Annotated in this window: 16 protein-coding genes; 10 read left to right on the plus strand and 6 right to left on the minus strand. The window is 65.3% G+C overall.

Features of this window, described 5'->3' with window-relative positions; translation table 11 throughout:
• From ASC93_RS31420 to ASC93_RS12810, 3 genes are all read right to left on the minus strand, one after another.
• On the minus strand, positions 1 to 216 hold a 216-nt coding region (locus tag ASC93_RS31420; protein ID WP_200958317.1), incomplete at its 3' end, for a hypothetical protein.
• A gap of 56 nt (positions 217 to 272) precedes the next feature.
• The gene (locus tag ASC93_RS12805; protein ID WP_056442188.1) at positions 273 to 791 is read right to left on the minus strand and encodes an outer membrane protein assembly factor BamE; all 519 of its coding nucleotides are present in this window, start codon (positions 789 to 791) and stop codon (positions 273 to 275) included.
• Positions 792 to 810: 19 nt separating this feature from the next.
• The gene (locus ASC93_RS12810) at positions 811 to 1,314 is read right to left on the minus strand and encodes a hypothetical protein (protein WP_056442191.1); all 504 of its coding nucleotides are present in this window, start codon (positions 1,312 to 1,314) and stop codon (positions 811 to 813) included.
• 190 nt (positions 1,315 to 1,504) lie between these two features.
• On the opposite strand from ASC93_RS12810, the gene rpsO reads away from it, so the two are divergent.
• From rpsO to ASC93_RS12830, 4 genes are all read left to right on the plus strand, one after another.
• A complete protein-coding gene (rpsO, locus tag ASC93_RS12815) occupies positions 1,505 to 1,774 on the plus strand; it encodes a 30S ribosomal protein S15 (RefSeq protein WP_056442303.1) in 270 nt (89 codons plus the stop codon).
• 205 nt (positions 1,775 to 1,979) lie between these two features.
• A complete protein-coding gene (pnp, locus tag ASC93_RS12820) occupies positions 1,980 to 4,085 on the plus strand; it encodes a polyribonucleotide nucleotidyltransferase (protein WP_056442194.1) in 2,106 nt (701 codons plus the stop codon).
• Between the two features lie 152 nt (positions 4,086 to 4,237).
• The gene (locus tag ASC93_RS12825) at positions 4,238 to 4,513 is read left to right on the plus strand and encodes a type II toxin-antitoxin system Phd/YefM family antitoxin (protein ID WP_056442196.1); all 276 of its coding nucleotides are present in this window, start codon (positions 4,238 to 4,240) and stop codon (positions 4,511 to 4,513) included.
• An 8-nt stretch (positions 4,514 to 4,521) separates the two neighbouring features.
• The gene (locus ASC93_RS12830; protein WP_056442199.1) at positions 4,522 to 4,842 is read left to right on the plus strand and encodes a type II toxin-antitoxin system RelE/ParE family toxin; all 321 of its coding nucleotides are present in this window, start codon (positions 4,522 to 4,524) and stop codon (positions 4,840 to 4,842) included.
• Here ASC93_RS12830 and ASC93_RS12835 read toward each other — a convergent pair.
• Positions 4,839 to 5,045, minus strand: coding sequence for a hypothetical protein (locus ASC93_RS12835; RefSeq protein ID WP_056442202.1), 207 nt, complete (start codon positions 5,043 to 5,045; stop codon positions 4,839 to 4,841). The genes ASC93_RS12830 and ASC93_RS12835 overlap by 4 nt on opposite strands.
• Before the next feature lie 264 nt (positions 5,046 to 5,309).
• On the opposite strand from ASC93_RS12835, the gene ASC93_RS12840 reads away from it, so the two are divergent.
• Together ASC93_RS12840 and ASC93_RS12845 are read left to right on the plus strand one after the other, a co-directional pair.
• On the plus strand, positions 5,310 to 5,507 hold the full coding sequence (locus ASC93_RS12840) for a hypothetical protein (RefSeq protein ID WP_056442206.1): 198 nt from the start codon (positions 5,310 to 5,312) through the stop codon (positions 5,505 to 5,507).
• Positions 5,508 to 5,516: 9 nt separating this feature from the next.
• Positions 5,517 to 5,918 (plus strand): hypothetical protein, encoded by a 402-nt coding sequence (locus ASC93_RS12845; protein ID WP_056442210.1) that lies wholly within the window; start codon positions 5,517 to 5,519, stop codon positions 5,916 to 5,918.
• Here ASC93_RS12845 and ASC93_RS12850 read toward each other — a convergent pair.
• Complete coding sequence (locus ASC93_RS12850) at positions 5,915 to 7,327, minus strand: sensor histidine kinase (RefSeq protein WP_056442213.1); 1,413 nt, start codon at positions 7,325 to 7,327, stop codon at positions 5,915 to 5,917. The two genes, ASC93_RS12845 and ASC93_RS12850, sit on opposite strands and share 4 nt — an antisense overlap.
• Entirely contained in the window at positions 7,324 to 8,004 is a 681-nt protein-coding gene (locus ASC93_RS12855) for a response regulator transcription factor (RefSeq protein WP_056442218.1), read from the minus strand. The genes ASC93_RS12850 and ASC93_RS12855 overlap by 4 nt, the downstream gene beginning before the upstream one ends.
• Before the next feature lie 347 nt (positions 8,005 to 8,351).
• On the opposite strand from ASC93_RS12855, the gene ASC93_RS12860 reads away from it, so the two are divergent.
• The 4 genes from ASC93_RS12860 to ASC93_RS12875 all read left to right on the plus strand — a co-directional run bounded on the left by ASC93_RS12860 (position 8,352) and on the right by ASC93_RS12875 (position 13,973).
• Positions 8,352 to 9,539 carry a porin gene (locus ASC93_RS12860; protein ID WP_056442220.1) on the plus strand — a complete coding sequence of 396 codons (1,188 nt, stop codon included), beginning with the start codon at positions 8,352 to 8,354 and terminating at the stop codon, positions 9,537 to 9,539.
• Between the two features lie 31 nt (positions 9,540 to 9,570).
• A complete protein-coding gene (locus ASC93_RS12865; RefSeq protein WP_056442223.1) occupies positions 9,571 to 10,593 on the plus strand; it encodes an ABC transporter substrate-binding protein in 1,023 nt (340 codons plus the stop codon).
• An 85-nt stretch (positions 10,594 to 10,678) separates the two neighbouring features.
• Positions 10,679 to 12,910, plus strand: a complete 2,232-nt coding sequence (locus ASC93_RS12870; protein ID WP_056442226.1) for an iron ABC transporter permease — start codon at positions 10,679 to 10,681, stop codon at positions 12,908 to 12,910.
• Positions 12,911 to 12,932: 22 nt separating this feature from the next.
• Complete coding sequence (locus tag ASC93_RS12875; RefSeq protein ID WP_056442228.1) at positions 12,933 to 13,973, plus strand: ABC transporter ATP-binding protein; 1,041 nt, start codon at positions 12,933 to 12,935, stop codon at positions 13,971 to 13,973.
• The last annotated feature ends 33 nt before the right edge of the window (positions 13,974 to 14,006 follow it).

Consider the following 14,006-nt stretch of genomic DNA (forward strand, 5'->3'; position numbering starts at 1 on the left):
CGCCGCGCGCTCGTCCGCGCGGCGCGGCCTGGGCGCGGCGGGCGCCGGGAGGCGTATCCACTGGATGGTCGTGCGCGGCGGCTCGGGCGCGACGGCCGGCACATGGCGCGTCGCCTGCCAGCCCAGGATCAGGACGGCGTGCACGAGGACCGTGGCGGCGATGCCGGCAGGGCGGCGGTCGCGCGGCGGAAGGAGGGCGGGGGCGGTGGCGATCATGGCGTCCCAGTATAGCCAGCGCCGGGCGCGCCATTCTCACACATTGTCGCGCGCCGTCAGCGGCGGTGGAAGCGGTCGTCGTACATCGGGTCCGGCCCATTGAGCATCTGGCGCACGACGCCCTGTTCGTCGAAGTGGACGTTCATCATCGAATTCCACACGCCGGCTTCCTTGTAGCGGTAGGACCAGACTTCGTAGTTGTGCGCATACACGCGCGAGACTTCGGCGGGGCGGCCGAAGTGGCGCAGGATGTCGTCACGGGTCCAGTGGTCGACCTTGACCTGCGCGAAATTCTCGCTGGTGAGCACCTGGTCGTACGAGACGAGGCGGCCGTCCGGGCCGATGTGCGCCATGTACTGGAACTGGCCCATCGGCTGGCCGCGGTATTCGAGCATCTGCCCGCCGTCCGGCAACGGGTAGGCGGCGTTCGGCTGGCCCAGCTGCGCCGTGACTGTCGCCAGCGGCGCGCCCGCGGGCGGCGGCTGGCGGAACACCGTCGTGCAGGCCGACAGGGCCAGCGCGGCGGCGAGCGCCGCGCCGGCCGGCCGCAGCGTCGAATGGAATCGGGTGGTCATCGCAATCCTCCGTTGGCGGTCAGACGCCTTTCGAGCGGTCGTCGAGGAGCGGATCGGGGGTGTTGTCCATGTGGTGCACTTCGCCCCGGCCGTTGAAATAGATGTTCATGAACGAATCCCAGACCCCGTCCTGCTTGTAGCGGTACGACCAGACTTCGAAGCCGGTCGCGCGCGCGTGCCCGACCTCGGCCGGGCGGCCGAAGTTGCGCAGGATGTCGTCCTTCATCCAGCGGCCGGGCTGCACCTTCGCGAAGTTTTCGCTCGTCAGCACCTGGTCGTACGAGACCAGCCGGCCGTCGGCGCCGATGCGCGCCATGTGCTGGTACTGGCTCATCGGCTGGCCGCGGTATTCCAGCACCTGGCCGCCGGCGGGATCCGGATACACGGCATCCGGCTTGCCCAGTTTCGCGGTCACTTCGGCCAGCGGGGTGCCGGCGGGCGGCGTGCGGCTGAAGGTCGCGCAGGCGGACAGGGAGAGGGCGAGTGCGAGGGCGGCGGCAACGTTCTTGGTCGGATTGTTCATGGTATGGTCGCGTCATCGGGCGTGCCGGAACGGCAACGCCAACCCGGGGATTTTAACGGAAGACGACGAAACACTGGCTCCTGGCGGCGTTTTCACCTATACTTCCCGGTCTTGGCCTTCCGGCCAGGTTTTTTATCAATTCACGGTGCGCTGGGTTCCGACTCTTGCACCGCATGTGAAAGGCAACATCATGACCGTAGAAAACATCAACAAGGCCGCGATCATCGCGGACAACGCACGCGGCGACAAAGACACCGGTTCGCCGGAAGTCCAGGTTGCACTGCTGACCGCCCGCATCAACGATCTGAACGGCCACTTCAAGCAACACCAGAAGGACCACCACTCGCGTCGCGGCCTGATCATGATGGTCAACCGTCGCAAGAGCCTGCTGGCTTACCTGAAGCGCAAGGATCTGAACCGTTACCGCGACCTGATCTCCAAGCTCGGCCTGCGTAAGTAATCAGCAGTTCCTGAGCATTGCGCCAGACGGCACAAGCTTCGAAATGCCTGCGTCAGTTTTACTGTCGCGGGCATTTTTCGTTTTTGAAGTCAGTCGGGGTCAGAGCACACCCGTGAACACCGTGCTCTGAGCCCAAAGGAAAAAAATGTAGTTGAGGTGAACGACAGCGCCTGAAAATCTGTCGGCAAATAGAAAGGGATTACCCATGTTTAACAAAGTTACGAAAACCTTCCAGTACGGCGACCATACCGTCACCCTCGAGACCGGCGAGATCGCCCGTCAAGCCAGTGGCGCCGTCCTCGTGTCGGTCGAAGACACCGTCGTCCTCGCGACCGTGGTGGCCAGGAAGGACGCGAAGCCGGGCCAGGATTTCTTCCCGCTGACCGTCGACTACATCGAGAAGAGCTACGCCGCCGGCAAGATCCCGGGCGGTTTCTTCAAGCGCGAAGGCCGTCCGTCGGAGAAGGAGACGCTGACGTCGCGCCTGATCGACCGTCCGATCCGTCCGCTGTTCCCGGAAGGCTATCTGAACGAAGTCCAGGTAATCATCCACGTCCTGTCGGTCAATCCGGAAATCGATCCGGACATCCCGTCGATGATCGGCGCCTCGGCCGCCCTGTGCGTGGCCGGCATCCCGTTCAACGGCCCGATCGGCGCCGCCCGCGTCGGTTACTCGAACGGCCAGTACATCCTGAACCCGACCACCACCCAGCTCAAGACGTCGCAGATGGACCTGGTCGTGGCCGGTACCGAACACGCCGTGCTGATGGTCGAATCCGAAGCGCAGCAGCTCTCCGAGGAAATCATGCTGGGCGCGGTCGTCTACGGCCACGAGCAGATGAAGGCCGTGATCGACGCGATCCACGCGCTGGTCGAAGAAGGCGGCAAGCCGGAAGTCGAATGGGCGCCGGCTCCAAAGAATGAAGCTCTCATTGCGCAAGTTGCGCAACTGGCCGACGCGAAGATCCGCGACGCCTACCAGACCCGCGAAAAGTCGGCACGCCAGCAAAAGCTGAAGTCGCTGTCGACCGAAGTGATGGCAGGCCTGGCCGGGCAGGGCGTCGAAGCCGACTCGGCTGAAGTCGGCAACATCCTGTTCGACATGGAAGCCAAGGTCGTGCGTTCGCAGATCCTGGAAGGCGAGCCGCGCATCGACGGCCGCGACACCCGCACCGTGCGTCCGATCTCGATCCGCACCAGCGTCCTGCCGCGCACCCACGGTTCCGCCCTGTTCACCCGCGGCGAAACCCAGGCGCTCGTGATCGCGACGCTGGGCACGGGCCGCGACAGCCAGAAGATCGACGCGCTGATGGGCGAGTACACCGACGACTTCATGATGCACTACAACATGCCCCCGTTCGCCACCGGCGAAACCGGCCGCGTGGGCACGCCGAAGCGCCGCGAAATCGGCCACGGCCGCCTGGCCAAGCGCGCGCTGGTCGCCGCGCTGCCGGCGCCGGAAGAGTTCAGCTACTCGGTCCGCCTGGTGTCGGAAATCACCGAATCGAACGGTTCGTCGTCGATGGCATCCGTCTGCGGCGGCTGCCTGGCGCTGATGGACGCCGGCGTGCCGATGAAGGCACATGTGGCCGGCATCGCCATGGGCCTGATCAAGGAAGGCGGCAAGTTCGCCGTCCTGACCGACATCCTGGGCGATGAAGACCACCTGGGCGACATGGACTTCAAGGTCGCCGGCACCGCCAACGGCATCACGGCGCTGCAGATGGACATCAAGATCCAGGGCATCACCAAGGAAATCATGCAGGTGGCACTGGCGCAAGCCAAGGAAGGCCGTCACCACATCCTGGCCGAGATGCAGAAGGCCATGCCGACCGTGAAGACCGAGCTGTCGGACTTCGCACCGCGCCTGATCACCATCAAGATCAACCCGGAAAAGATCCGTGACGTGATCGGCAAGGGCGGCGCAGTGATCCGCGCGCTGACCGAAGAGACCGGCACGCAGATCGACATCACCGACGAAGGCATCGTGACCATCGCCTCGGTCGACGCCGCCGCCGGCCAGGAAGCGAAGCGCCGCATCGAAGAGCTGACGGCATCGGTCGAAGTGGGCAAGACCTACGACGGCACCGTGCTGAAGCTGCTGGACTTCGGCGCGATCGTGCAAGTGATGCCGGGCAAGGACGGCCTGCTGCACATCTCGCAGATCGCCAACGAGCGCGTCAACGCCGTGGCCGATTACCTGAAAGAAGGCCAGCAAGTGCGCGTGAAGGTCCTCGAGACCGACGAGCGCGGCCGCCTGAAGCTGTCGATGAAGGCAGCGGCTGCGGACGACGCGGCAGCGGCGCAGTAAGCCGGTTGTGGGACGCTGCGGCGTCCCGCCAGACAAAAAACCGCCAGTGCGTGAGCCTGGCGGTTTTTTTTATCGGTACGGACGATGTGCTAAATTCGGTGCTTAATTTGGTCGCGTCATGGTAGGATACCGTCATTGACCATGGAGGCCCTATGAACCTTGTCGAAAATGTCCAGCCCATCAGCTACCTGAAAACGAACACGAGCGATGTGGTCAAGCAGGTCCAGGAAACCCGCGAACCCGTGCTGATCACGGTGAACGGCAAGGTCCAGGCCGTCATCCAGGATCCCTTGAGCTATCAGAAAATGCACGATCAACTCATGATGCTGCGCGTCCTTGCCCATGGCCAGAAACAAATCGAAGAAGGCAAAGTGACCGATCATGATGATCTGTTTGCCCGGCTCGACGTAGAAGACAAGGAAAGCTGAACGACTTCATGGACATCATCTGGACCCATGCCGCGCGCGATGATCTGCTCGAACTTCGTGCCTACCTCAAGATGCATCAGTCAGCGGCGTTCGTCAAAAAGGTGATCGAACATATCCGCGACGAGGTCGAATCGCTCAAGGACTGGCCATCCAAGGGCGTCCATGTGCGGGAACTGGAGGAGCTTCAGCTGGACCAGTATCGGGAGCTCCTCGCGGGTCAGCAGCGCATCATTTTCGAACGCGCGGGCGACGCGTTCTACATCCACATCGTTTGCCATACGGGCCGCGATCTCGAATCGCTCTTGCGCCGCCGGCTGTTGGCTGCTTAGGCCGCCAGCTTGGCCTTCTGCGCGGCCGTGAGGCGTTTGCCGACGATGACGATCGTGATGGCCGGTGCGGTCGGCACGGCCTGGACGACCGGCCGGGCGGCCACTTGCAGGGGTGCGGCGGGGGCGGCGAAGGTGTTCGAGATGCTCACTGCCACGACCAGGGCTGCAAGAAAGACGGCTTCCATGTTTTTTGCGATGTTCATTTTCTTCTCTCCGTTTCGTTTCGTTTGACTGTACGGACATTATCGGAACGGATGAGATATAAATCCAATTTCAAGTTCAAATACTCGGCATTCCCCTGGTAAATATCTTGCTGGCCGGACAGCGCTGTGATATCACCGTAGCGAATAATTTAGTGGGAGTCCATGAATGAGGTGGCGCGGGATTTTCGCGCCGGGCGCGGAACCGTTGGCCTGTGTCCATGCACATATGCCCAGGGCCGATCAGGCAGCCAACGACTGGACATCATGGACAAACTATTCTTCATCCAGCATTTCTTCTACAAGAACCCGCCGGGGAAGCCCGACCGGCACCCGGCCTGCGCGTCGTTGAGCGACGGGCAGTGGGTGGTGACGTCGCGCGGGCCCGCCGCGCGGCACCTGATCGACGACGTCGACTGGGGCCACATCCGGGGCCTGGCGCGCAAAGGCGGAGAGACGGCATAAGGGGGACACTTGCAAAATGATGCCGGCACTGCCCCTGGCACGCTTGACGGTTCGCTGGCGCGGATCACGGCGCTGCTGCGCGAACTGATCGAACTGACCGGCCACGACGAGCGAGACGTCCACGCGCTCGAGCTCCGGTTCGGCGACATCCTGACGCGTACCGCCCTGCATGCGCCGGACGGGAATCACCTCGCGATCATGGCCATGTTGCCGCCGTGCGGCGACGGCGGGTACCGCACGCCGCACGGGCAGGACATGGAATTCCTCTGGGATGCGGACGAGGGCCGCTACATCGGCTTGCGCCTGGTGCCCATCGGATCGCTGCGCGACGAACGCAGCGTGATGGATGCGATCCTGGCGACGGCCGACATGGCAGCGGCCTGGTTGACGGCACGGCGCCTCGGCGCCTAGCCGGCCGGGTCGGCAAGGCGGCTCGCGAAGCGGACCCGCGCCTCCAGTCCGGTGACCGCGCCCGCCGTGCCGCAGTTGCACAAGGTCAGCCCGGCGTGCATCGAATCGGCGATTTCGGCGCAGATCGCGAGCCCCAGCCCGCCGCCTGTCGAGTTGTGCGCGGCGGCGAACGGTTCGAACACGCGCATCTCCTGCTGGTCGGCGATGCCGGGACCGGAATCCCACACGCACAACAGGGCGCCCCCGTCGAGGGGCGCGACGCGAATGCCGAGGCGGGACTCGGCCGGCGTGTGGCGGATCGCGTTGTGCAGCAGGTTCGACACCATTTCGGCGGCCATCCAGTGGCGCCCCTCGACCCAGACGCTGCTGGCGTCCAGCTCGAAATCGAGGTTCTTGTCCGAGATCAGGGGCGACAGGTCGATCGCCACGTCGCGCGCCACGTCCGCCAGGTCGCACCGCTCGCGCGTGGGCTTGCCGCGCAATTGCTCGATCCTGGCGAGCGACAGCAACTGGTTGGCCAGCTTGGTGGCGCGCTCGACCGTTGAACGCATTTCGCGCAGTGCCAGTTCCGGCTCGATGTCGCCGCTCAGTCCCGATTGCAGCTGCGTCTGCAGGACGGCCAGCGGCGTGCGCAGCTGGTGCGACGCGTTCGCCACGAAATGCTGCTGCAGGTCAACGGTGCGGTGCAGCCGGCTCATCAATTGATTCAACGCTGCCACCACCGGTCGCAGTTCGCGCGGCGCGGACGCGCAGTGGAGGGCCGACAGGTCGTCTTCGTGGCGCGCATCGAGTTGCATGCGCAGGCTGTCGAGCGGGCGCAGGGCAAGCGCGACGACGGCCATCGTCACCGCGGCCGCGACCGCCAGCAGCAGCGCCTGTCCGAGCACGGTGCCCCACAGGATGCCGCTCACCACCTCGCGCCGATACGTCAGTGGTTCGGCGATCTGGATGATGAGATCGTCTTCTCCGTGCTGCAGTTTCGACGGTTGCGCCAGCGCGGCGACGCGCACGGGGGCGCTGCCATACGTGCTTTCATAGACTTTCAGCAGGGTCGGCACTTTCGGCCACCGGACGTTGTCGTTCCGGAAGGTCGGCAAGTCCTCGTCGCCTGCGACATACCTGCCGTGACGGTCGCTGATCTTGTAGATCATCCGGGTGGAAAACCCCGCTTCGTAGACTTCCAGCGTGGCGAAGGCCACTTCGTTGCGTAGGTGACCGTTCTCCATTACAAGATCGTTGCCGATCGAATAGGCAGTCGTCACCAGCATGCGGTCGTAGGCCGTGTTGGCCGAATCGAGCGCGCGCTCGTACAGGCGGAAGGCATTGAGGACGATGAACAGCGCGATCGGCGCCAGGATCCCGGCCAGCAGGTAACGGCGCAGCGAGCGGTCGCGCAGCGCGAACTTCATGCCGGCCGCGCGGTCTCGGGACGCAGCAGGTAACCGACGCCGCGCAGCGTCATGATCTCGGTCCTGGTCGCCATCAGTTTCTTGCGCAGGCGGTGGATGACGACCTCGATGGCCTCGACCTGGACGCTGGCATCTTCGGGAAACACCATTTGCAGCAGGCGCTCGCGATTGACGGCGTGGCCCGGGCGGGCGATCAGCGCCTTCAGCAATGCCTGCTCGCGGGGCGTGAATTCGAGCGGTTCCTCGCCGTTGTAGAACGCGCCCGAACTGCGCTCGAAGCGCAGCCGCCCGCATTTCTGCATCGACTCTTCCCCGTTCCCCTTGCGCCTCAGCTGAGCGTGGATGCGCGCCTCCAGCTCTTCCAGGTCGAACGGCTTGGCGAGGTAGTCGTCGGCGCCGGCGTTCAGGCCCGCGACCCGGTCGCCGACCGCGCCGCGCGCCGTCAGCACGATGACCGGGACCTCGATCGACAGGGCGCGGGTGCGCTGGAGGATGTGCAGGCCGTCCAGGGAGGGAATGTTCAGGTCGAGGATGACCAGATCGTTCGTTTCTTCGCGGATCTGGCGGAAGGCTTGGGCGCCGTCGGCGCACGTGGTGACCTGGAAACCGCGTTTGTCGAGGGCGCGGGCCAGGGCTTTCGACATGTCGGCGTCGTCTTCCACAAGCAGGATTTTCATAGATCGTCGGGTCGTTGAGTAGTCGGAGTACCGCGAACACTGCTGTTACATCCGCGAATTTACTTGTGCACGAGAAAAAATGGAAGGCGAATGAACTTTCCGGCCGGAAAAAGGTACTTACTGAAAGCGAGTTGAAAGGAGGCTGAAAGCCAGCCGCAAGATTGGCGGGTTTTTGCGGCACTGCAATATCGCAATTCATAAATTGCTTCAATACACTGCGCCCAAGTCGAGCGTCATGCCACCCCCCGGCGGGCACATCGGCACAGGGCCCGGCTGTGTGAAGGTTCGCACGGCCGGCTTCCATAACAAGGGATGGGCGCACATGCGAGCGCCCTACAGGAGATGAAATGAAGAAGAAGGTAATCGGCGGTATCGCTTTGGCTGTTTCGATGGTGTGCATGTCGGCGGCGTACGCCGAGTCGGCCGTGGCGGCGGGTCCGGTGCACTTGGCGATCTCGGGCGTGGGTGATGCCCAGTTCGAGTACGTCGACGCGGTCGACGCCGCGGTGCCGGCCCAGGACAAGCCAGGCCGCTTCCGGGTCAGCAACGTCAGTTCCGAGCTGGCCTTCCGCGCCTCGGTGGACCTGGGCGACGGCATGACCGGCCTGGTCAACTACACCACCGGCATTTCCGTCGACAATGCCAACGCCAATACCAGCGGCGGCATGTTCGGCAGCGCGAAGGACGTCTACGTCGGCATCGCGTTCGCCAACGTCGGTACCGTGAAGCTGGGCCGGATGACGGCGGCGGCGCGCTGGAACAGCGGCACCGCCGACTTCTCGCCGATGGGCGCGGGCCTGCAGGACGACCAGGGCATGCTGTCCGGCGCCAGCGGCCAGTCGGCCGTCGGTCCGCAGTTCAACGTCCGCTTCGACAACACGCTGGCGTTCGAATCGGCCAGTTTCGGCGGCCTGTCGGCGCGCGTCTATTACAGCACCAACGAAGGCAAGAGCGCCACGGGCACGGCCAACAGCCCGCACCTGAACGACGGCAGCTTCAGCCTCGGTCTGCAGTACGTCCACGGTCCGCTCGAACTGCGCGTGTCGGGAGAGCAGCGCAACGACAAGGGCACGCTGAACGGCACCACCGACCACAACACGCGCGACCGCGACTTCCGCTTCGGCATGCGCTACACCCTGCCGGACGGCACCATCCTCGGGCTGGGCCACGACCGCATGCGCCTGTCCGACGCCGACGCCACCGGCACGGCCAAGAGCCTGCTGAGCAAGCATGGCACCGTCATTTCCGCCCGCCACGCCTTCGGCAAGCATGTCCTGTACGGCGGCTTCGGCGTGGGCAGCGACGTGCGCTGCGAGTACGGCAACGGCAGCGCCTGCAACGGCAACGACACGGGCGCCCGCAATGCCGTCATCGCGTACCAGTACGTGTTCAACAAACAGATGATGTTCGAAACCTTCGCCGCCATCGTCAAGAACGAGGCGCGCGGCCGTTACGACTTCGATTCCGGCGGCGTCGGCGTCGCCACCGGCGCGCAGTCGCGCGCCATCGGTGCCGGCCTGCGCTACGCCTTCTAAGCCATTCCGGCAATACTTAAACGGAGACAACATGAAACGATTTATCGCGGGGGCCCTCGCGGCTCCCCTGCTGGCGCTCGCCGCCGGCCCGGCCAGCGCGTCCGGCGGCACGCTGAACGTGATCTGCGGCGTGCAGGTCGAATGGTGCAGCCTGGTGCAAACGACCTTCTCGCGCGCCACCGGCATCAAGGTCAACATGGTGCAGAAGGGCGCCGGCGAAGCGCTGGCGCAGATCGCCGCCGAAAGCGCCAATCCGAAGACCGACGTGTGGTTCGGCGGCACCGGCGACCCGCATCTGCAGGCGGCCGAGAAAGGCCTGACCCTGGCCTACCAGTCCCCCAACATCAACCTGCTGCGCGACTGGGCTGTGGAGCAGGCCAAGGCAGCGAAGTACAGGACCGTCGGCATCTATTCCGGTCCCCTCGGTTTCGCCTACAACACCGAACTGATGGCCAAGAAAAAGCTGCCCGTCCCGATGTGCTGGGCCGACCTGATCCAGCCGCAGTACAAGGGGGAGGTGCAGATGGCCAATCCGAATTCCTCCGGCACCGCCTACATGGCGATCGCGACCCTCGTCCAGCTCACGGGCGAAGACAAGGCTTTCGAGTACCTCAAGAAGCTGCACCAGAACATCAGCCAGTACCCGAGGTCCGGTACGGGGCCGTTGAAGAACGTGTCGCATGGCGAGAACACGATTTCGATCAGCTTCGTGCACGACGTGCCGGGCGAAGTCATCCAGGGTTTCCCGGTGAAGAGCGTCACGCCGTGCGAAGGGACCGGCTACGAAATCGGGTCGATGTCGATCGTCAAGGGCGCGCGCAACCTGGCCAACGCCAAGCGTTTCTATGACTGGGCGCTGACCGCCCAGGCGCAGGAACTCGGCGCCGCGGCCAAGCAGTTCCAGCTGCCGTCGAACAAGGCCGCCAAGGTCGATCCGCGCGTGCCGGATGTCAGCCACATCAAGCTGATCAGCTACGACTTCGAGAAATACGGCAAGGCGACCGAGCGCAAGCGCCTGCTCGATCGTTGGGAAAAAGAAGTCAACGGCGATTAGAACGAGGCGCCATCCATGGCGCGGTGCCGAGCCGGCACCGCGCCGCGTGCAACATCAGGCTCCGGCCTGGGACGGGAAGACAATCATGAAACAAAAAAACTGGTTCGGCGGTGTCCCGGAATGCTGGGCCTTGCTCGCCATCGCGGCTGCCGCGCTGCTGCCCTGGTACGGCGTGCCGGACGACTTCAACTGGCTGCGCGACTTCGGGACGGTTCTCCACGACGACACCGCGGCCAACGCCTGGATGCAGGCGGCCGCGTTCCAGCGTCCGTGGCTGTTCCTGCCCCTCATCGCGCCCTTCGTCGCGCTGGGCGGCCTGTTCCTCGGCGCGCGCCGCGCGCAGGCTTTCGTATTGCTGGGCAGCGCCGGCGTGGGGCTGGCCGGCATGCTCGGCGCCGGCTACGCGATCGGCCCGCAAGGTTGGGTGTGGCCTTCGCTGCAGGCGGGCGCGCTGGCGCTCCCGGTCGGCCAGTTCGGATTCGGCTGGGGCGCGACGATCATGCTGCTGTCCCTGCTGGTGCTGCTGGGGGTCGGACTGGCCCGCCTCGGCTATTTCCAGGGTAACGAATTCGTCGCCGGCGCCGTCGTCCTGTGCGCCGCCGCGCTGATCCTGTTCATCGCGGCACCGGTTCTTAAGTCACTGAGCGCCGCCCTGTTCGACGATGCCGGGCAGGTCAGCGCGACCGAGGCCTGGGCGCGCCTGTCCAGCGCGCGCGTGTGGAGCCTGCGCTGCGTCACCGGGGAACAAAGCTGCGGCGTGGCGTGGAATACGCTGGGCCTGGCATTGGCCACCGCCACCGGCACCACGATCCTCGGCACCCTGCTGGCGCTGCTGACCGAGCGCGCGCTGGTGCGCGCCAAGCCGCTGGTGCGCGTGATGTCGATCCTTCCCATCGTGACGCCGCCGTTCGTGGTGGGCCTGGGGCTGATCCTGCTGTTCGGACGCGCCGGCCTCGTCAACGAGGCGCTGGAACAATTGTTTGGCTTGGAGCCTTCGCGCTGGTTCTACAGCGCCAAAGGGGTGTGGCTGGCGCAGATGATCGCGTTCACGCCGATCTCGTACCTGATGATGCGCGGCGTCACGCAAGCCATCGCGCCCACGCTCGAGGAAGCGGCGCAAACCCTGCGCGCCCGGCCGATGTACGCCTTCATCACCATCACGCTGCCGCTGCTCGGCCCGGGCCTGGCCAACGCCTTCCTGGTCGGCTTCATCGAATCGATGAGCGACTTCGGCAATCCGATCGTCGTGGGCGGCCAGTTCGCCGTGCTGTCGACCGAGATCTTCTTCGCGATCGTCGGCGCGCAGATCGATCCGGGCCGCGCCGCGTCGCTGGCCCTGATCCTCAGCGGGTTCGCGCTCGCCGTCTTCGTCCTCCAGCGCAAGGCGCTCGGCAAGGGCAGCTATACCAGCATGTCGGGCAAGGGCGACAACGGCATCCCGCCCGTGCTGCCGGCGCCGGTGCGGCGCGTCGCCATGGGCGTGGCCGTGCCATGGCTCGGCTTCACCGCCATCATCTACCTGTTCGCGTTCGCCGGCGGTTTCGTCAAGCTGTGGGGGCGTGATTTCAGCCTGACGTTCCAGCATTTCCACACCGCGTTCGGGATCGACTGGCACGGCGGCATCACGCTGACCGGGGCGGCGTGGCAATCGCTGCTGACGACGGTGCGCCTGGCCGGCGCGGCGGCGCCCGTGACGGCCCTGTTCGGCCTGCTCGTCGCCTACCTGCTGTCCCGCGTCAAGTTCCGTGGACAAAACATCTTCGAGTTCGGCGCGCTGCTGGCCTTCGCGGTGCCGGGCACCGTGCTGGGCGTCGCCTACATCACGGCCTTCAACGTGCCGCCGTTCGAGCTGACCGGCACCGGCCTGATCATCATGGTGTGTTTCGTGTTCCGCAACCTGCCGGTCAGCATCCGCGCCGGCACGGCCGCGTTCAAGCAGATCGACAAGAGCCTCGACGAGGCATCGAGCATGCTGGGCGCGTCCACACCGACCACCCTGCGCCGCATCATTCTTCCCCTGTTGCGGCCGGCGCTGGTGACGTCGCTCGTGTATTCGTTCGTGCGCGGCATGACGACCGTATCGTCCGTGATCTTCCTGGTGAGCGCCGAAAACGAGCTGGCCACCACCTTCATCATCGGCCGTGTCGGCAACGGCGAGTACGGCGTGGCGCTGGCCTATTGCACGGTGCTGACGCTGATGATGCTCGCCGCCACCTGGGTCATCCAGTGGCTGGTCGGGGAGCGCTCGCTGGGACGCCGCAAGCGCCAGCAGGAGCAGCAGCAGGACAAGGTGCAGGCCGCGCCGGTGATCTCATAACGAACAACAACGAGGAGCAATCATGAAGCCCGGAATCGAATTCAAGAACATCACCAAGGCCTACACCAAGGACGGTGCCCTGGCGGTAAAAGGCATCAATTTTACGGTGCCCAAGGGGACCCTGACGACGCTGCTCGGTCCCTCAGGCTGCGGCAAGACCACGACCTTGCGCATGATCGCCGGGCTGGAAAGCCCGAGCGGCGGCCAGATCCTGATCGACGGCGTCGACGTGACCACGCTGTCGGCGGCGGAGCGCAACGTCAGCCTGGTCTTCCAGAGCTACGCGCTGTTCCCGCACATGACTATTTTCGATAACGTCGCCTACGGCCTGAAGGTGGCCGGCGTGGACCGCGCGCGCACCAGAGAACGCGTCGACGCCGCGCTCGACACGGTGGGGTTGAAAGGCTTCGGCGCGCGCTGGCCGGGCGAGCTGTCCGGCGGGCAGCAGCAGCGCGTGGCGCTGGCGCGCGCCCTCGTGCTGGAGCCGGCCGTGCTGCTGTTCGACGAGCCGCTGTCCAACCTGGACGCGCGCCTGCGACGCCAGATGCGCGACGAGATCCGCGCGTTGCAGCAGCGCCTGCAGCTGACCGTGGCCTACGTGACGCACGACCAGAGCGAAGCGCTGGCGGTGTCGGACCAGATCATCGTCATGCGCGACGGCCTGATCGCCCAGGCGGGCTCGCCATCGGACTTGTACGAACGTCCCAACAGCGAGTTCGTGGCCGGCTTCATGGGCGAGGCCCTGCTGTTGCCGGCCAACGTGACCCATGGCGGCGACGTGCAGCTGGGGCCCTTGAGCTGGCGCGCGCCGGATGCCGTTCCGTCCGGACGCGCGCTCGTGGCCGTGCGGCCCGAGGCGTGGATGGTGGGCGACGCCGGCCAGTACGGGCTCGCCGCCAGGGTGCTCAAGGCCACGTACCTCGGCGGGTTCTACGAGTACACCTTGGCCACCGACATCGGCGAACTGTTCGTCGTCTGTCCCCACGTCGACCGGTCGCGCAACGTGGCCGACGCGGTCAGCCTGGGCATGCACCAACGCGGCGTGTCGGTGCTGCGCGCGTGATGGTCCGCTGACATTCCACCGGCACCGGGAGGG

The organism is Massilia sp. Root335 (assembly GCF_001425685.1).
GTDB classification, from domain to species: Bacteria; Pseudomonadota; Gammaproteobacteria; order Burkholderiales; family Burkholderiaceae_D; genus Telluria; species Telluria luteola.